We start from the raw sequence: 19299 nt of genomic DNA, 5'->3' as shown, positions 1-19299 counted from the left end.
GCTTGATTTCAAGTACCTATTCTTCTACAGCAAACGCACCAGCCTCTAACAATGCTTGCGGTCCCCGATCACGTGGCGCGCTTTCTGGTTCCTTTAGCATTCGTTCCCAATACTCAATGGTATCTTTCATAAAATCATTCTTGCTGTCACTACACCCTTCACGAATAAACAGCAATACCAACCCACTAAAAAAGATCAAGGCTTCTTCATGATATTTTCTCAGATCGCTTTTATGCGCACATTGAAAAACAGCTGATTCAGCGATTGCTTCTTGAAAATAAGCAAAAGAACGCTCTTTTATGTAAGGACCACAGCCAATATCATTTAAAAAAAGTGCGAAAAAGAGGTTGCGATTGCGGCTGGCAAATACGTAATAGTCCTGCCAAAAGCTGTATAAGGAATCGAGTGTCTCTTCTGACTCTTTTTTTGTTTCGTGAATGTCGCGAAACACATCATCAACCATCGCCTGTTTATAATTTTGCATGTTTGAAAAATTTAAATAGATCGGTTGGGTCGATGTTCGTGCATATTTAGCAATGTCGCGGACAGTGATTGGTCGATAAAGATATTCCACCAGATATTTTTTTAAGCAATTGATCAAATATTTTTTCGTAATCGTTGCTTTTCTCATAATACCCCTTCCTTTCTTGAGGCAATCAGCTCTCGCTAACGCACCTCTACTCTCACTTGATTTCTTCCAGTGAAACACCACCAACATCCAATTTTCTTACTGAAAGTAATCTTTATACTTCTACTTTAACAAAAAAGAGAACGTTAACCTATACTTTCCGCCGATTTTCTTAATTTTATTTTTTATTTTTGACCATTTTCACGAAAAACCTTCCTGTTTTCCTCGGCTAAGTCTTAAGACTGATTTTTTTGATACTACTTGTGGAATGATACTATGTAATGTATAGTATGAGTATGAACAGGAGGAGAGCCTTTGGATGCCCAATTAAAAAAAGGATTATTGGAAATTTGTGTTTTGGCTTATTTGCAGCATGGTGACTCTTATGGCTATGAATTAGTCAAAAACATATCTCCTTTACTGCCAATCTCAGAATCAACGCTCTATCCTATCTTGAAGCGCTTAGAAGCCAGCCGAGCGGTTGAGACTTATAATAAAAGCCATCAAGGACGGACCCGAAAATATTACCGCTTGACCAAAATCGGAAAACAGCGGATCGACGATTTTTTAACCAACGACTGGCCCCAATTGACATTGATCCAGCGATTTATTAAAGGAGGAACATTAGATGAACAGAGTTGATTTTATCAAGGCATTGGCTGCGGAATTATCTGAAAAAGTCAGACCTAGCGAGATTCATCAGCTGATCAACTATTATGACGAGATGATCGAAGATTTGATGGAAGAAGGATACACCGAAGAAGAAGCCGTGGCACGCCTTGGCTCCCCAAAAGAACTGATCCAAGCAGTCACCGAAACGGAAGAGGTCGTAGTAGAGATTCCTCGCCGCTTTCATCCCTTCTTGCTCTTGATTTTAGTACTGGGCTTCCCATTGTGGGGCAGCCTCTTGTTAAGTGCCGCTTTGCTGATCCTAAGCTTTTTAATAATCATCTGGTGTGTGCCTTTCACCACTGGCATGATTGGTGTCACTACGTTTATCGGTGGGATCGCCAGCGTTGTCTTAAGTCCCATGCTGATGGCGGATGGTTTCTATCTCTTTTTAAGTCAGTTAGGCGTGGGGATTTTCTTATTTGGTTTAGGGCTGCTTTGCCTGATCGCCACTTATAGTATGAGCCGACCTTTTTCACGTCTTACCCACTCCCTTGTCATTTGGCCGAAATCATTTGTTCAAAACTATCGAAAGAAGGCAGTCCTATGATCAAAATCAATAAGCGCTTTTTCGTTTTTCTCAGTCTGTTGTTTATTATTCTCGGACTGGTCATCACCTTTATCGGTTTTTCAATGTCAGGCTACTCACCTGATGCCTACCATATTGAGCATCGTCGCTGGTATCAACTCGTTGGTTTCTATACGGAATAACAGACGGAAAATAATTATAAGTTGATTTTTTGGTCAGAAAAACAATCGATTTGCATTAATTTCATGTATCGGTGAAAAAATTGAACTTCTCTTTTTGACGGAACCATATTACTATATAGGTACATCCTGTATCCTATTTCATAGGGTAACCAGAAAAACCCATACCATCCTATGGGTTTTTTTGCTGTCTATAAAAGCAAAAAAACGTGCCGCAAGTCCAGGTATCGCCAAGCCAGCTGTTTTAGCTAACCTTGGCAGAACCTGTCTGCAGTACGTTTTTTCTAATGATCGATTATTCCCCTAGTACTGGCTGTTCTTGCACAGTGCCAATAGGAAACAAGGCGCGAAACACCCGGCGAACGATTGGACCTGCAATGAACAATTGCAACGGCAATGCGACGATCACATTTTTCCCAATGTTGCTTAGCCAATTGACGAACACCGAGTGATCAGGGTTTGGGTGCATCAACGCACCAAAGAGTGACATACAGATCACCATGCCGGCGATCATCAATGAAGAAATCAAACCGATTTTTTTCCAAGTAGCTGATTGATGGTCCAAAAATCGAAACGCCAAACCTTTTGCTGGGCCAGAAACAATGAACCAATCCAAAATAAAGGCGACACAAAGGGCTAATGGTAATTCATTCCACGCCAATTGGAATGCCAATGCCGAAACACCGACTTGAAACATGAGGTTATAAACACTCATAAAATACACCATGAAAATACACATAAGTGTCGTATAGATCAAACTTTCTTTTTTGTTGATGGGCATGTAACAACTTCCTTTCTCTTTTTCGTACTCGACTATTCTAGCAGAAGAAAATTTTTCGTGTAAGCAAAAGATTGAAAACTTTCAAAAAAGTTTTTTGCTATTTTTTTATCCACTTCTCTTGACACTTTCTTATGAAGTCAGTAGAATAGCGATAGATTAAATCGTACAGATAACAAGCGGGTTCGCTTGTCGAGAGAGAGGCGGTTTCTATGAGAATAGAAACGGTCTCTTTTTTTGCGAATTTTTAGAGGTGAGAATATGGAAAACAACAAAAAACTCGTGGGGGCGATCCTCGCAATCGGATTGATGTCATTTGCAGGCGTGCTGATTGAAACAGCCATGAATGTAACGTTTCCGACATTGATCGATCAATTTACGCTTTCAACATCCGATGTTCAATGGGTGACGACCATCTACTTACTGGTCATCTCCATCATTGTCCCAATATCGACCTACCTTTTGAAACGCTTCTCATTGAGAACCTTGTTTCTAGCTGCCAACGCCTTTTTCCTTGTTGGCTTGGTGATCGACTTTTTATCGCCGACGTTTGCCATTTTGCTGATTGGCCGCTTTTTCCAAGGTGCCAGCACAGGGATCGCACTGCCTTTGATGTTCCACATCATTTTGACTTACTCCCCCTTTGAAAAACGGGGAGCGGCAATCGGCTTAGGGAATTTGACCACTTCTATCGCTCCAGCGATCGGACCGACATATGGGGGCTTATTGACCGCCCATTGGTCTTGGAATGCGATCTTTCTTTTCTTGATCCCAGTCTTGCTGATCTCCCTAGTACTCGGCCTTTACTCGATCCCTAAAACGGCTGGGGCAAAAGACACTTCCCTGGATTTACTGAGTGTATTAGGAATCGTCTTGATGTTCAGCGGCTTCTTATTGTTCTTGAATCAAGTAGGCACCTTAGCAAGTCTACTGCCGCTGCTTTTCGGTTTCATTGGTGCTGGCTTGTTTTATCAACGCTCAAAAGGCCCGAACCCTTTGATTCGTTTGGCTGTTTTGAAAAACCGCAGCTTCAGTTTGTTTCTGTTTGGCTTTCTTGTTTGTCAGTTCCTTTTACTGGGCATTTCCTTTGTCTTGCCGAACTTTGTCCAACTCGCCTTGGGAAAAGATGCCTTTACTGCAGGATTAGTTATGCTTCCTGGGGCGGCGATCGGGGCGATCCTTGCGCCGATCTCTGGTCGGTTGCTGGATAAAGTTGGACCGAAAAAACCGATCCTGTCTGGTTTGACGTTGATTGCCATCGGTTGGCTTGCCTTAGCCCTCGTTTTGCGTTCGCCTTTCATTTGGAGCCTAGTTGCTGGACATGTCTTTTACATGATCGGGATCGGCTTAGCCTACAGCAATATGATGACCACCGGCTTAAACAAGCTGACTCCTGCGTTGTACGCGGACGGTAATGCGATCTTTAATACGCTGCAGCAATTTTCTGGTGCAGTGGCGACGGCTGTGGTGGCGACCATTATCAATTTGGCACAAAATGCGGCGACCGATTACACCCAAGGGACGGTCATCGGCTCTCAAATCGCCTTATTCTTTTTGTGGGCCTTAGTCTTACTGACTTTCCTATTAACGATCAACTACTTCCGCAAAAGCACCGACAAAAAAGCCGTCAGCTAACTGCGGCTTTACCCATTGAAAACCAAGAAAAAGCCGCTCTCCCTTGAGGGCGGCCATAAAAAAATCCGCTTCCGATCCCCCTTCTTAGTCAAAGGGCGCTCTCGGAAACGGATTATTTTTTTAGTTTAATTCAGCTGAACCAACCGCTGTTTTGGCTGTCACTGTGCCTGTAGTCGTCAATGAAAGCTGACGCACTTTTTCGGCATTCGTGATGACCGTCAAAACATCTGTCTGTTTGCCAGCTGCGGTCACTGCATCTAGATCCATCACTGCAATCTTCGTTTCTGGTGTGACCGTGTCACCTTCAGCAACAAGGACCTCAAATGGCGCACCTTTTAATTCCACAGTATCTAATCCCATATGAACAAGAACTTCCGCGCCACCAGGCGTTAAAATCCCAATTGCATGCTTCGTTTCAAAAATGCTAGAGATCGTACCTGCAACAGGAGCATAAATCGTTCCATTCGTTGGCTGAACAGCAAAGCCGTCACCCATCATTTTTTGAGAAAAGACAGGATCAGAAACTTCAGTGATGGCAACTACTTTCCCATCAGCTGGAGCATAAAGGGTTTCTTCTGAAACTTGTGCTGCTTCTGGGGCTGCAGTTGTCGGTGCAGCCGTCGTTGGTGCAACAGCCGCTGCTGCAGCTGTATCAGCAGCCAATTGCGGTTCTAATTTATTTAAGAAGGTAACTTTTCTAAAGATGATGGTGCAAACAAACGTGATCGCAATCGTCACCGCCATCGAGATGAAGACCATTGGATAGTTTTCAATTTTAAATGATAAGAAGCCAGGTAGTCCCCCTACACCAATACCTAATGCACGGGTATTCGTTGCAGTGATCAGCATACCACCAAAGGCAGAACCTACCATTGCTGCGACAAATGGGTAAACATATTTCAAATTGATCCCGAACATCGCTGGTTCAGTAACCCCCATGTAAGCAGAAATCGTTGCTGGAACAGAGACTTGTTCTTCTTTTTTATTGCCACGGTGAAGGAACCAAATCGCCAATACTGCCGTACCTTGCGCAATATTTGACAGCATGATCATTGGCCAAAGGTTGGTTGTCCCAAAATCCGCTACTAATTGAGAGTCGATCGCTAGCGTTGTATGATGCAATCCGGTAATAACCAAAGGCGCATACAAGCCACCGAAAATGAAACCAAATAACCAGTTTAATGGTGAGGTCAAGCCAGCATTTACGACCCAAGAAATGCCTGATCCGATTTGCCAACCGATTGGACCTAACACCATGTGGGCTGCTAAAATAGTTGGCAGCAATGAGAACAATGGAACGAAGATCATTGAAACCGCTTCTGGAATCCATTTCCGGAAGAATCTTTCAAGATAAACCAATAAGAAACCTGCCAGCATTGCTGGGATCACTTGTGCTTGATACCCAATTTTATCAATAGTGAAGAACCCGAAGTCCCACGTATAATTTTGAGCAATTTCTGCAGCAGAAGTTGAACTTACTGAATAAGCATTTAATAATTGCGGTGAAACCAATGTAATTCCTAAAACAATCCCTAATATTTGCGTGGTTCCCATCTTACGTGTAATACTCCAAGTAATCCCTACTGGTAGAAAGTGAAAGATCGCTTCACAGGGCAGCCATAAAAAGCCGTTGACACCGTTCCAAAAAGTAGAAGCTTGTGTAATGGTTTGTCCACCTAGGGCTTCTAGCGGTACACCTTCTAAGAAATTTCTCAGCCCTAGCATCAAACCACCGACAATAATCGCTGGTAATAACGGGGTAAAGATCTCAGCTAACGTAGCGATCGCTCGTTGCACGATATTTTGATTGTTTTTTGCAATCGCTTTACTTTGTTCTTTAGAAACACCTTCTATTCCTGATACATCGGTAAAATCATTGTAAAACGTTGAGACATCATTGCCGATAATGACTTGGAATTGTCCCGCATTGGTAAACATTCCTTTGACACTTGGAATTTCTTCAATTGCCTTTTCGTTTGCTTTTGACTGATCGTTCAAAACAAAACGCATCCGTGTCGCGCAATGTGTTACTGCGGCGATATTTTCTTTACCGCCAACATATTCCAGCAGCTTCTCAGCATCATCACGATACTTTCCCATAATTAATAAACCCCTTTCATATCCACTTGTATATATATGTTTTGATTACGCACTAATCATAACTTGATAGTTTTGATATTGCAAGCGTTTCAAACCAATTTTTTTCACTTTTTCTATAAACAATACAAGCAAATAGCAAAGGCACCATATAAAAACCTTGATAAATAAAGGTTTTTTAAAATGTTTCATTAATATAAAATAATATTGCCAATAACTTTATTTACTGTTTATTTGACAAAAAAGAATAAAAAAACAGGCTAGATAAATTGAAATAGCTTACAATTTACGTTATAATCATTTTGCATGTATAGACAAGTTTAAAGGAGGACAACTACTGTGAATACGATTATATTGTCTAAGGAACAATGGCTGTTAACGGATCAAACTGGTACGACCTATCCGTTTTCTGGGACTGACAGTGAACGCGTTGCCGCACTGACCGCGCAGCTTCAGCAAATGGAAGGTGGCGGGATCGTCTCTGACTCGCTGGTGTTTACGAATGAAGAAGGGACTTTTTCACTGGACCAATGGTTGACAGAAAAATTGAATCGTCCCTTTGTTTGCACTACGAAAGAACAGTATGAAGAAAAAAGTGCTGAAATTCCTTGGCGCCTCGAATACTATGGCTACACCCCTGGTAAAGATGAATACTCGGTGGAGTCACTTTTAACCGTCGGTAACGGCTATTTAGGGCTGCGAGGCACAACGCCTGAGATGACCATTTGTGAAGCGAACTATCCAGGGCTGTATTTAGCAAGTCTTTACAATACGGTGGAATCGGATGTTTCTGGTCATTCCATCAGCAATGAAGACTTCGTCAATGCACCGAATCTGCAAAAAATGTACGTAAAGATCGATGATGAAGTGATCGATATCGCCAACAATCAGCTCCTTTCCTTTAAACGGACATTGGATTTGAAGACCGGCTTGTTCCAATCAGTGGCAGAAATTGAAACAAAAAAACAAAAGCGTCTGCGAATCGAAACGAAGAAAATCGCCAATATGCAAGACGTTCACCAATACAGCTTGGTCTATCAGTTTACCCCGCTGAACTTTTCTGGCACCGTTACCTTCGTCAGTGAAGCCGACGGATCGGTCTATAACTATAACGTCGCTCGTTACCGTAGTTTAACCAACCAGCATTTGACCGTGAAAGAGGCAGCAGCTGAACAAAACAAAGCGCATTTAGTGGTCACCACTAACCAATCACAGATTACCGTTGTCCAATCCTCTGAACTGTTTTCACAGGACCTGCCATTGGCTGAGCTGCAAGCTGAAACAAACGACCAGCTCGTCCGTCAGCAAGTAACCCTTGAGGTGACGGAAGGACAAACTTATCGGGTCGAAAAATCAGTCACTGTTGCCGCTTATCGCCAAGAAGAGCCGCAACCGGCATTTACGTTTTCTTCCTTAGCATTACCTGATTTTGCGACGATGTATACCGCCTCAAAACAAGCCTGGGCTGAATTATGGGCAAAAGCGGCCATCGAAGTCACTGGTGACTTGATGTCGCAAAAAATGCTGAATCTGCATACGTATCATCTGCTGGTCTCCGCCGCACCGAATGCTTATCAGGAGTCCTTAGATGCCAGTATCACTGCCCGTGGCCTACATGGTGAAGCCTATCGCGGTCATATTTTCTGGGATGAACTGTTTATCTTACCGTTTTACATTCTACATTTTCCTGACACCGCCAAAGAAATTTTGCTGTATCGCTACCGCCGCTTAGCTGCTGCCAAAAAAGATGCCCAAAAAGCTGGCTACCAAGGCGCCATGTTCCCATGGCAATCAGGATTGGATGGCAGTGAGCAATCCCAAGAACTGCATTTGAACCCTATCAGCGGCGAATGGAAAGAAGATCACAGTCGCTTGCAACGCCATGTCTCCTTAGCGATCGCTTATAACATTTGGCAATACTGGCACAACACGCAAGATCGAGTCTTCATGGAACAATATGGGTTAGAATTGATGTTAGAAGTCGCTCATTTCTGGCAAAGTGCTGCCACCTGGGATGATGCTGCTCAACGTTACTTTATCGATAAAGTCATGGGACCAGATGAATTTCATGAAAGCTACCCAAATAGTGAACAAGGCGGCTTGAAAAACAACGCCTATACCAATATGATGGTAGTATGGTTGTTTGAAGAGATCGAGAACCTTCAACAACAACTTTCCGCAGAGAGCTTCCAAGCGGTATTAGAGAAAACGGCTTTAACCCCTGCAGATATTGCTGCTATGGCAGATATTCGTACCAAGCTGGGCTTAGAGATCGATCCAGAAGGCATCATTGCACAATTTGAAGGGTACTTCCAGCTGGAAGATCTGGATTGGGCTCACTACAAAGAGAAATATGGCAACATCTATCGGATGGACCGCATCTTGAACGCTGAAGGCAAGAGTGCTGACAGCTACAAAGTCGCGAAACAAGCGGATAGTTTGATGATTTTCTACAATTTCTCAAAAGAGCAAGTCAATCAGATTTTGGCGGATCTTTCTTACCAACTGCCAACAGACTATATTGAAAAAAATCTCCATTATTACTTGGCTCGTACCTCCCACGGCTCGACTTTGTCACGCATCGTTCATGCCCAGTTGGCGGCAATGGTAGATGATCAGGAGTTGGCTTGGTCATTATACCAAGAAGCCCTCTCTTCTGATTACCGTGATATCCAAGGCGGGACTACAGCAGAAGGCATTCACGCCGGTGTCATGGCTGCTACGTTGTTTATTCCATTAACCACTTTTGCTGGGATCGATATTCGAGAAGAGCAGCTGCAGATCACACCAAACTTGCCGAAAGCTTGGGACAGCTTAGCCTTTCAGCTAGAAGTTCGCGGCACCCGCTTTGTAATGAATGTTACACATGAAACATTGACGATCACCGCTGATCAGCCAGTCACAATCTTAGTGAATGGGCAACAAGTTTCTCTAGAAGCAAACAAAGAAGCAACGATTACTTACTAAAAGGAGTGTTACACATGAAAAAAGGATTTGTTTTTGATTTAGACGGCGTTATCACGGATACGGCCAAATACCACTACATTGCATGGAAAGAATTAGCTGCGGAGATCGGGATCGAGATCGATTTGAAGTTCAACGAGCAGTTAAAAGGCATCAGCCGCATGGATTCTTTAGAGCGAATCTTAACCCTAGGCAACAAAAATGATGCCTACACAGAAGTCGAAAAAGAAGCGTTAGCGACGAAGAAAAATACCCACTATGTACAATTATTACAAAGCTTGACTCCTGATGATCTATTGCCAGGGGTAAAGACATTCCTTGATGAAGCCAAAGCAAAAAACATTCCTTGTGCGATCGCTTCAGCATCCAAAAATGCGCCGTTTATTTTGGACAAACTTGGGGTCATGCAAGACTTTGATACGATCGTTGACCCAGCAACCTTGAAAAAAGGCAAACCAGATCCAGAAATCTTTATCCAAGCAGCGCTGGCACTAGGCATTGAACCGGCAGAAGCAGTTGGCTTTGAAGATGCTCAAGCAGGGATCGACGGCATCAAAGCTGCTGGTATGTATGCGGTAGGCGTTTATTCAGGAGAAGAATTACACGGTGCAGATGTGATCGTTGAAAAATTAACGGACCTAAACATTGACGAACTTTTGGCGAAATAGTCGATTGCATTTCCAAATTGGCCTCGCTATAATAGCCAAAGAGGGGGCAATCCGATGAACAAGTTCAAAGAAATATTTTTAGATTTAGAACAAAAAATTCTAGCAAACGAATACCCTCCGCATTCTTTGCTGCCTAGCGAAAACCAATTGATCAAAACTTATGGTGTCTCCCGCGAGACTGTCCGTAAGGCATTGAATTTATTGCGGGATGCTGGTTATATCCAAAAGAAACAAGGGAAAGGTTCAATCGTTTTAGACTTGAATCGCTTTGATTTCCCGATTTCTGGCTTGACGAGTTTTCGAGAGCTGCAAGATACCCAACGCATTCCTAGTGAAACAAAGGTTGTCGAGATCCGTAAGATCGCCGTCTCGCCAAAGCTGCACGAGACTACTGGTTGGCCTGTCGCCTCTGAGGCATGGAAACTGATCCGTCAGCGGAGAATCGATGGAGAAGTGGTGATTTTGGATAAAGATTACCTTGATGCTTCTATCATCGAAGAGTTGCCAGAAAACCGAGCGAAAGTATCGATTTTTGATTACTTTGAAAATGACCTTGGCCTTGAGATCGCTTATGCACAAAAAGAAATCACTGTTGACCCCGTCAACAAAGAATTGCGGGATCTAATGGATCTGCGTCCTGAAGATCAGCATGTCGTTACGGTTCGCAGCCTCGTGTATCTAGAAGACACCCGCTGTTTTGAATACACCGAATCGATCCACCGACTGGATAAATTCCGCTTTGTGGACTTCGCCCGTCGGCGCAAGATTTGAAGGACGTATAGACGTGAAAAACATAAAACAGACCCAGACTTCACCGAGAAGTCTGGGTCTGTTTTATCTTTCAATCCCCCCTCTCGAGATGATGCTGGATCGATCCTTCCTCTTTTCGCCTCTGTCGCTAACGATTCATCCTTTTGCTTGCTCGTTTTTCTATTGCCGACGAATAAAAAAGGCACGATCATTTATGGGACTGATGAAATAGTGTTGAATTTGCACAACTCAGCCGTCCTTATTGACAATCAGCCACACAAAAAAGGGACTGTGACATAAGTCCATAGAAGAAAACCGCAAGAAATGACGAGAAATCGTTCATTTCTTGCGGTTTTTTGGGTAAAATAAAAAGGAGCACCGGTTGCCGCCAATGCCCCATCATTTAATCCTGAAAGGACTAAACAAAATGTATACTAATTATAACATGAATCAACTCACTTTGGATCTATCTACTTCATTTTCTCCAAAAGAAAATCATGTCGCCGTTTTTATCCATGAACTGGTCGAAGCGCTTCAGATTAATGACCCCTATCTTTTTGGTCGACCAAGAGAATATGATTTAGGTGCCATGTTGAAGTTGGTTCTTTTTGCGTATACGCGAGAAACCTTTACAAGTCGCAAGATTGAACGCTTAGCTGAAGAAAACCTATATGCTCGCTGGTTGACGCAAGAACGGGTTCCGACTTATCGAACGATCGCCCGTTTTTGTGTATCTAACGATGTGCAGGAGTTGACCAATAAAGGCTTAGATCAGTTGACAGAGTATCTGCGTGCACGGAATCTGATTGATGATGCGTTGTTTATTGACGGTACAAAAATTTTGGCAGATGCGAATAAGTACAGCTTTGTCTGGAAGAAAAACACGATCCGATTCGATCAAATGAATCGCGAAAAACTGCTTACTATGATGACGGAACTAAGAGAAGCGTATGCCCTGAAACAGATTCCCGAAGGGACGACCTTGACAGTAGACATGATAGATGAACTGTTAACACGGATGGAACTACGTCTGGAAGAACTAGAAAAAGAAGTTGAGGCAACGAAACGTCTTTCGCCAAATCCAGCGAAACAACAACGGCGAACGTTGAAAAGCCAAGTACGCAAATTAAATACAAAACGAGAAAAACTTCTGGAACATCAAACGCAGTTTTCTACTTATGGGACAAGAAACAGTTATTCAAAAACTGATCATGATGCGACATTCATGCGCGTAAAAGAAGACCCTATGAAAAATGGCCAACTTAAGCCTGCGTATAACCTGCAGATCGCTACTTGTAATCAATTTGTACTCGGCTACGATGTCTTTCAAAACCCAACAGACACTAAGACGCTGAAACCATTACTGGAAAAGATGAAGATCGCACAAAAGTCCCCTCATTATTTGGTCGCCGATGCAGGCTATGGTTCAGAAAGCAATTACCGCTATATAGAAGACGAACTTCCCCAGCATACTGCACTGATTCCTTATGGAACGATGTTTAAAGAACAAAGCAAGAAATGGCAGACAGATGATCGGAAAGTAATGAATTGGGATTATGAGCCTAAGGAGGACTTTTACATCGACCCCAAAGGGGTACGATTCAATTTTCATGCTTACCGTCAACGAACAGATGCGGATGGCTTTGTCCGAGATTTTAAAGAATACCAAGCAGAAAAAACGGATGCGAACCAAGCGCTCATTCCTGAAGCCTTAACCCCAAAGGGGAATCGCAGAAAGATCACTGTAAATCCGTCTTGGGAATACCATAAAGAAAAACAAAAAGAGCGCTTATCAACGCCTGAAATTCAAAAAATATATGGTCGGAGAAAGATCGACGTGGAAACAGTCTTCGGATTTATGAAGGCTTGTTTGGGTTTCACTCGATACACGGTTCGGGGCTTAGAAAAAGTCAGAAAACAGACGGGTTTACTCATTACGGCAATCAATATGATGAAATTGACAAAAATAGGTACTTGAACTACCCAAAATGAATAAAAAAAACAAGGAGCACTCGAAAAATCACATGATTTTCGAGTACTCCTTATATTTTGGAGAGCGTAACTAGTTAACTTATGTCACGCCCCCTTTGCTTGCTATTTGGCGTAATCCGTTGCGCGAGTCTCGCGAATAACGGTTACCTTGATATGACCTGGGTAATCCAAATCGTCTTCGATCTTCTTGCGGATGTCGCGAACCAATCGTACAGCATCCAAATCAGAAATCTCTTCTGGTTTGACCATTACACGGACTTCACGTCCGGCTTGGACTGCAAAACTGGAATCGACCCCTTTGAAGCCGTTGGCGATATTTTCTAGGTTTTGCAAGCGGCGAATATAATTTTCCAATGATTCGCTGCGGGCACCTGGACGGGCTGCTGACAAGGCATCTGCGGCTGCAACTAAAACAGAGATAACCGATGTTGCTTCAACATCTCCATGGTGAGAAGCGATCGCATTGATCACCACACCATTTTCTTTGTATTTGGCAGCTAACTCAGCCCCGATCTCAACGTGAGAGCCTTCAATTTCATGGTCAAGGGCTTTCCCGATATCATGCAAGAGTCCAGCACGTTTGGCTAACTGAATATCTTCGCCTAATTCTGCGGCAAGAACACCGGTTAGTTTTGCGACTTCGATCGAGTGGTTCAAGACGTTTTGTCCGTAGCTGGTACGGAAACGCAAACGACCTAAAATCTTGATCAAGTCTGGATGAAGGGTGTGGGCGCCGACTTCAAAGGCTGCTTGTTCCCCATATTCACGAATATGCTCATCCATTTCTTTCCGAGATTTTTCGACCATTTCTTCAATTCGAGCTGGATGGATCCGGCCGTCTTGAATCAGTTTTTCAAGGGTCATACGAGCAATTTCACGGCGAATCGGATCAAATCCTGATAAGACGACTGCTTCTGGCGTGTCATCAATGATCAAATCGATCCCTGTCAATGTTTCAAGGGTGCGAATGTTCCGACCTTCTCTTCCGATGATTCGACCTTTCATCTCATCGTTTGGTAATGATACGACCGATACCGTGGTTTCAGACACTTGGTCTGCGGCACAACGTTGGATTGCTAAGGACAAGAGATTTTTTGCTTTTCGATCTGCTTCTTCCTTCGCACGCTGTTCAGATTCTTTGACCATGATCGTTAATTCATGGTTCAATTCCTCTTCCGTTGATTTCATGATCAACTCTTTTGCTTCATCTCTAGACAGCGCAGCGATGCGCTCTAATTCCTTCTGTTGTCCATCGATTAAGTTTTCTACTTCTTTTTCTCGCTCGTCAATTAATTGTTGTTTCTCACTAAGTCTGCCTTCTTTATCTTCAAGTGAGCGTTCTCGTTTTTCCAAAGAATCGTCCTTACGATCAAGAACTTGTTCTCTTTGGAGTAAACGATTTTCTTGTGATTTTAAATCAAGTTTGCTTTCTTTCAACTCACTTTCAATCTCTGACCGATACTTCTGATTTTCTTCCTTAGCTTCTAACAATGCTTCTTTTTTAAGAGTTTCTGCTTCTTTCTTAGCGCTTTCGATAATTCCAGCTGCAGAATTTTGGGCGCCGTTGATTTCTTTCTCATGACGAGATTTCGTCACATAAACTCCTAATCCAAGACCGACAATTAAACCGATGATAGCGAGGAGAATGTAAAGTAGTTCCAATGAATCCACCTCCATACTATCTTTTTAAATATTTTGTAATTTTGATTAACAAAGGATAACAAAATTATCAATTCGCTACTTCTTATGTGGAAATCCACATACGTTTATTCTAATGTTTGAACACAAGAGTGTCAACTTTAAATAATAAAGTAAACTTTCGCAACCCTTCCTTTTTACGGATGTTTTTTCAACAATAGATGAATCTAGCAAAAAGCCACAAAAAAGCCAAACAACCTCGTTGTTTGGCTTTTTCAAGACTTATTCGTCTAATGGTAATTCTTCTTGCGCTTCCTCGAGGGTTACGGTCTCTCCTGTTCCAATCCCGTAAGCATCGCGGACGCGAGCAGAAACTTCTAGCATCATTTCTTGGTGTTCACGCATATAGTTTTTGGCGTTTTCACGACCTTGACCGATGCGATCCCCTTTATAGGCATACCACGCACCGCTTTTATCAACGATGTCTTGTTCCACGGCCATATCCAATAATTCACCTTCTTGTGAAATACCTAGACCATACATCATGTCGACTTCCGCTACTTTAAATGGTGGCGCTACTTTGTTTTTGACTACTTTGATCTTCGTGCGGTTCCCGATGATATCTGTACCGGATTTCAATTGCTCAGCACGACGTACTTCCAAACGGATGGTTGAATAGAATTTCAACGCACGTCCACCAGGTGTCGTTTCTGGATTCCCAAACATAATCCCAACTTTTTCGCGAATTTGGTTGATAAAGATCGCGATCGTTTTCGTTTTGTTGATGGAACCAGAAAGTTTCCGTAATGCTTGTGACATCAAACGAGCTTGCAAACCAACGTGGGTATCACCCATTTCACCATCGATCTCCGCCCGTGGGACTAAAGCTGCTACCGAGTCAATGACCACGATATCAACCGCACCACTTGAAACTAAGGCGTCAGCGATCTCTAATCCTTGTTCTCCTGTATCTGGTTGTGATAACAAAAGATCATCGATATTTACGCCTAATTTTTGCGCATATTGAGGATCTAACGCATGTTCGGCATCGATAAATGCTGCTGTTCCGCCATTTTTTTGGACTTCCGCAATGGCATGTAAAGCAACTGTCGTTTTACCAGAACTTTCTGGGCCGTAAACTTCTACGATCCGTCCTCGTGGGTAACCACCTACACCTAATGCAACATCCAAGGCCAATGAACCACTTGGGATCGTTGAAATTTGTTGATCAACTTTTTCGCCAAGCTTCATGATGGCACCTTTACCATAGTTCTTTTCAATCTTCTTTAGTGCAGCATCTAAGGCTGCTTTACGATCATCTGCCAAACGGATAATCCTCCTTATATTCATCACTTTCGTGTGTCGTTCATAAGATAATAATAGTCCTTCTGACGGGAAATTGCAAGAAAAAACGAACAAACATTCGCATTAATTTAATAATTCCTTACGTATTTGATTTAAGCCCGCCATGACGGCACTATGCCGAATATAGGCGCGGTCACGGTTGAAGTGATACAGCTGGCTCGAGACACCTTTGTCAGAAGCTAAGGCGATCCAAACGGTGCCTTTAGGCTGACCTTCTAACTCGTCTGGACCAGCAACACCAGTAAACGCCACCGCATAATCAGTCTCGGCTTGTTTGCGGGCATAGACGGCCATTGCTTCTGCACATTCCTGACTAACAGTCCCATAGCTTTCCAAAAGCCCTGGGTCGATGCCTAAGAGCTTGCTTTTTGTTTCAGCAGAATATGTCACGAATCCACCGGGAAACACCTCAGAGACGCCAGGAATCCCTCCTAGGGTCGCTTGGAACAAACCAGCGGTCAAACTTTCCGCTGCGGTGACGGTTTTCTTTTTCTCGATCAGTCGCTCGACGACTGTTTCTGCCAGCGAATTTTGTTCCCCATACCCATAGAAATACGCACCGACCCGTGCTTGGACGGTTTCTTCTAACGCATCCAATTGTTTGATCCCTTGCGCCTCGTCTGCGGTTTTGACCGTCAGACGCAGCGTGACCTCATTGGGTTTGGCATAAGGAGCGATGGTGGGATTGACTTGATTCTCGATCAAATCGGCCAATTCTGTGACCAACGCCGATTCCCCGATCCCGTAATAGCGCAAAACGCGAGAAAGCAAGACTTCTTCTTGGGGAAACTGCTCTAACAGAAGTGGTTTTGCGTGGGTAAGAAACATCGCTTGTAGTTCACTTGGTGGTCCTGGCAGCAGCAAATAACTGGTAGCGGCTGTCTGATAAAAGATCCCGATCGCTAGTCCATTGGGATTTGGCAAAGACACACCGTCCTTAAAAACGAGGGTCTGCCGCAAATTGTTTTCCGTCATCCTCCGTTGACTGTTTTCAAAGAAGGCTTTCAATTGGTGATAACCTGGTTCATCTCTGACTAACTCTTGTCCCACATGACGGGCAGTGACTTGTTTCGTCAAGTCATCGTCGGTGGGCCCTAAGCCGCCGCACAATACGATCAAGTCGCTGCGTTTGTCGGCGATCGTCAGCAATTCTTCTAAGCGATTGGGGTTGTCCCCGACAACACTATGATAAAAAACATCGATCCCAAGACTTGCCAGTTCTTCTGACAAGAAGGTCGCGTTCGTATTCACCACCTGTCCTAAAAGTAATTCGGTCCCGACTGCAATAATTTCTGCTTTCATTCGTTTACTCCTTCATTTATCAGATACGTAAAAGTCTTTCATATTGACAAAAAAAGTCCAGAAAACTTCTGAACTTTCGTGACTTGTATCCTTGTTTTTATCGCTTTTTTATCTAGATCTAGAAATTTTACATAGAATCTTTAAAAACATTCGTATTTTTTATGAAATAATCGACCCCGGAATAGATCGTGAAGATCAAACATAGATACAACATGATTTGATCGATAGGCAAACCGATCATTGAAAAGGGAATGTTGTTCAAGAACAAGAAAATGATCGCAACCATTTGTGTCGCGGTTTTGATTTTTCCTGGCCACGCAGCAGCCATGACTTCCCCGCTTTGTTCCACTAACAACAAGCGTAACCCTGTCACTGCCAACTCGCGGCAAACGATGATCGAAACTACCCAGCCTGGGGCTTTGTCTAATTCAACCAGCATGATAAAAGCCGTCATGACGAGCATTTTATCTGCTAACGGGTCAGCAAACTTCCCGAAGTTGGTAACAAGGCCTCTGGAACGAGCGATCTTGCCATCTAGCCAGTCTGTAATGCTGGCCGCCGCAAAAAGGATCGCTGCAATAAGGTGCGTGTTTTCTAATTGTGTCGTACCAACGGTCAGCGTGCCAAGATCGATTGGCAAAACCAAGACCAAAATAAAGATGGGGATCATAATGATCCGTAATACAGTTAATTGATTGGGTAAATTCACGAAATAGACTCCTCTCTGCCGACTATTGTACGAAATAACGGCAAATCATGCCACTACTTCTGCTTTTCAATGGTCGGATGCAACAGATAACTTTTTAGCTAATGATACCTCAATAAGGCGCATTTGTCAGATTTAAGCCGCATCGTCTTGGTATTCAATCACGAGGCGGACCGTCTTTTGTAACAATTCAAATTGCGGATCAGAAAAGTCCACTTCCTGACCATTGGCCTTGATGGAGATGTTTTGGCTTGCGCCCAGGGTCAAGGTCGCATTCGTGGCGCCTTCTGGCAACGTCATCGATTGCGTTTCCCCCGCTTGAACAGTGTATTGGTACACATAAGCGTTGTCGACTTGTACACCGACCCAACAAGAAGCATCTAGCCCAGTAAATGCTAATTCAATAGGATTTTCCGCATCTTTCATCGTGATCGTGATCGACGATTGCGTCGAATCACTGGCAGTCATCGTCATTTTCGCTTCGCTGGATTCCGTCGTACTTGAGGACTCCGTCGCTTCACTCGAAGTACTGGTTTCTTCCGTACTTGACGTGGTGGAAGCGGTAGACGCTGAATTTTCTACCACAAGAGAAGAGCTTCCTTGGATCATCGGCGTTGTATTCCGGTCTTGCCAAGCCATGTAGCCCACGATACTCACGATCGTAATGGCCACCAGACCTAATAGAATCATCGGCAAATAGCGGACGACAAATGAGCCGCTTTTTTCTTCTACGTGCTGTGCTTTTCGTGAGCCGCTGACGGTTTCAGGCTGCGGTCTTTTTGGTAAGGGGGCGTCTAACGTATCTTTGCCATCAAAAACGGCTACCAATTTGTCGCCGTCTTCTCCAACCGCTGCTGCATATTGGCGAATAAACGCACGGACATAAAAAGTGCCTGGCAATTGATCAAAACGCTCTGCTTCAATTGCTTCTAAATAGCGTTTTTGGATCTTTGTCATTTGTTGTAATTCAATCAATGAAATGTTTTTATCTAAACGGGCTTGCCGTAATTTTGCTCCAATCGTTGTTTCGTTGGCCACTCGATCATCTACTCCAGTCTTTTATTCATCTTTAAAAAAAGCCCTAAAATCGCTTCGCTGCTTGTCGTAAGGTCAGCAAAGCTGCTCTATCATTTTAAAACAGGGGTTCCCTGTATACGTCAATAAAAAAAACTCCGTCACGCCGATTGCCATCTGGGCGCGCCGTCTACTAAATATAACATTTTTTCCGTGAATTTTTGTAAAAAAACAAAAAAAGATTTTGCTTCAATAATTAAAGAATACCATAAAAGAAAAAGTCTGAGGATAGCCTAACCACAACTCGCAAACAAATTTTAATACTTTTCGCCAAATTGGCATCAAATTGCAAGAAAAAACCACCCTTTGACGCAAAAAGAAAACA

16 protein-coding genes are annotated in these 19299 nt (G+C 43.3%); 8 read left to right on the top strand and 8 right to left on the bottom strand.

Annotated elements, in window-relative coordinates:
• Positions 1 to 16 precede the first annotated feature (16 nt).
• A complete protein-coding gene (locus tag IGK61_RS00255) occupies positions 17 to 631 on the bottom strand; it encodes a TetR/AcrR family transcriptional regulator (RefSeq protein ID WP_172462561.1) in 615 nt (204 codons plus the stop codon).
• 312 nt (positions 632 to 943) lie between these two features.
• Here IGK61_RS00255 and IGK61_RS00250 point away from each other — a divergent pair, with 312 nt between their 5' ends.
• The 3 genes from IGK61_RS00250 to IGK61_RS00240 are packed head-to-tail and all read left to right on the top strand — an operon-like array spanning position 944 to position 2008.
• Entirely contained in the window at positions 944 to 1270 is a 327-nt protein-coding gene (locus tag IGK61_RS00250) for a PadR family transcriptional regulator (RefSeq protein WP_005226473.1), read from the top strand.
• Positions 1257 to 1847: a DUF1700 domain-containing protein gene (locus tag IGK61_RS00245; RefSeq protein ID WP_074535567.1), complete on the top strand. Its 591-nt coding sequence runs from the start codon at positions 1257 to 1259 to the stop codon at positions 1845 to 1847. The genes IGK61_RS00250 and IGK61_RS00245 overlap by 14 nt, the downstream gene beginning before the upstream one ends.
• On the top strand, positions 1844 to 2008 hold the full coding sequence (locus IGK61_RS00240) for a hypothetical protein (protein ID WP_005226470.1): 165 nt from the start codon (positions 1844 to 1846) through the stop codon (positions 2006 to 2008). The genes IGK61_RS00245 and IGK61_RS00240 overlap by 4 nt, the downstream gene beginning before the upstream one ends.
• A gap of 292 nt (positions 2009 to 2300) precedes the next feature.
• Here the strand turns inward: IGK61_RS00240 and IGK61_RS00235 are convergent, their stop codons facing one another.
• Complete coding sequence (locus IGK61_RS00235) at positions 2301 to 2786, bottom strand: hypothetical protein (RefSeq protein ID WP_005226468.1); 486 nt, start codon at positions 2784 to 2786, stop codon at positions 2301 to 2303.
• A 258-nt stretch (positions 2787 to 3044) separates the two neighbouring features.
• Here IGK61_RS00235 and IGK61_RS00230 point away from each other — a divergent pair, with 258 nt between their 5' ends.
• The gene (locus tag IGK61_RS00230; protein WP_074535566.1) at positions 3045 to 4418 is read left to right on the top strand and encodes an MFS transporter; all 1374 of its coding nucleotides are present in this window, start codon (positions 3045 to 3047) and stop codon (positions 4416 to 4418) included.
• A 120-nt stretch (positions 4419 to 4538) separates the two neighbouring features.
• On the opposite strand, the gene treP is transcribed toward IGK61_RS00230, so the two are convergent.
• Positions 4539 to 6518 carry a PTS system trehalose-specific EIIBC component gene (treP, locus tag IGK61_RS00225; RefSeq protein ID WP_074535565.1) on the bottom strand — a complete coding sequence of 660 codons (1980 nt, stop codon included), beginning with the start codon at positions 6516 to 6518 and terminating at the stop codon, positions 4539 to 4541.
• Between the two features lie 336 nt (positions 6519 to 6854).
• Here treP and IGK61_RS00220 point away from each other — a divergent pair, with 336 nt between their 5' ends.
• The 4 genes from IGK61_RS00220 (at position 6855) to IGK61_RS00205 (ending at position 12875) form a co-directional block, all read left to right on the top strand.
• Positions 6855 to 9482, top strand: a complete 2628-nt coding sequence (locus tag IGK61_RS00220; protein ID WP_074535564.1) for a glycoside hydrolase family 65 protein — start codon at positions 6855 to 6857, stop codon at positions 9480 to 9482.
• Positions 9483 to 9496: 14 nt separating this feature from the next.
• Complete coding sequence (pgmB, locus tag IGK61_RS00215; protein WP_005232889.1) at positions 9497 to 10147, top strand: beta-phosphoglucomutase; 651 nt, start codon at positions 9497 to 9499, stop codon at positions 10145 to 10147.
• Between the two features lie 54 nt (positions 10148 to 10201).
• Positions 10202 to 10918, top strand: a complete 717-nt coding sequence (gene treR / locus IGK61_RS00210; RefSeq protein WP_005226457.1) for a trehalose operon repressor — start codon at positions 10202 to 10204, stop codon at positions 10916 to 10918.
• 406 nt (positions 10919 to 11324) lie between these two features.
• A complete protein-coding gene (locus IGK61_RS00205) occupies positions 11325 to 12875 on the top strand; it encodes an IS1182 family transposase (protein WP_074536951.1) in 1551 nt (516 codons plus the stop codon).
• A 116-nt stretch (positions 12876 to 12991) separates the two neighbouring features.
• On the opposite strand, the gene rny is transcribed toward IGK61_RS00205, so the two are convergent.
• The 5 genes from rny to IGK61_RS00180 all read right to left on the bottom strand — a co-directional run bounded on the left by rny (position 12992) and on the right by IGK61_RS00180 (position 18938).
• Positions 12992 to 14566: a ribonuclease Y gene (gene rny, locus IGK61_RS00200; RefSeq protein WP_005232891.1), complete on the bottom strand. Its 1575-nt coding sequence runs from the start codon at positions 14564 to 14566 to the stop codon at positions 12992 to 12994.
• Positions 14567 to 14809: 243 nt separating this feature from the next.
• Complete coding sequence (gene recA, locus IGK61_RS00195) at positions 14810 to 15853, bottom strand: recombinase RecA (protein ID WP_008376737.1); 1044 nt, start codon at positions 15851 to 15853, stop codon at positions 14810 to 14812.
• Between the two features lie 102 nt (positions 15854 to 15955).
• On the bottom strand, positions 15956 to 17194 hold the full coding sequence (locus IGK61_RS00190) for a competence/damage-inducible protein A (RefSeq protein ID WP_074535563.1): 1239 nt from the start codon (positions 17192 to 17194) through the stop codon (positions 15956 to 15958).
• 127 nt (positions 17195 to 17321) lie between these two features.
• The gene (gene pgsA / locus IGK61_RS00185) at positions 17322 to 17903 is read right to left on the bottom strand and encodes a CDP-diacylglycerol--glycerol-3-phosphate 3-phosphatidyltransferase (protein WP_005226440.1); all 582 of its coding nucleotides are present in this window, start codon (positions 17901 to 17903) and stop codon (positions 17322 to 17324) included.
• A 132-nt stretch (positions 17904 to 18035) separates the two neighbouring features.
• On the bottom strand, positions 18036 to 18938 hold the full coding sequence (locus IGK61_RS00180) for a helix-turn-helix domain-containing protein (RefSeq protein ID WP_074535562.1): 903 nt from the start codon (positions 18936 to 18938) through the stop codon (positions 18036 to 18038).
• Positions 18939 to 19299 lie beyond the last annotated feature (361 nt).

The sequence above is a fragment of the Enterococcus sp. AZ063 genome, from assembly GCF_051715045.1.
GTDB lineage: Bacteria > Bacillota > Bacilli > Lactobacillales > Enterococcaceae > Enterococcus_D > Enterococcus_D casseliflavus.
Note: the sequence above shows the minus strand (reverse complement) of the source record. Positions and strands in the feature narration are given on the sequence as shown.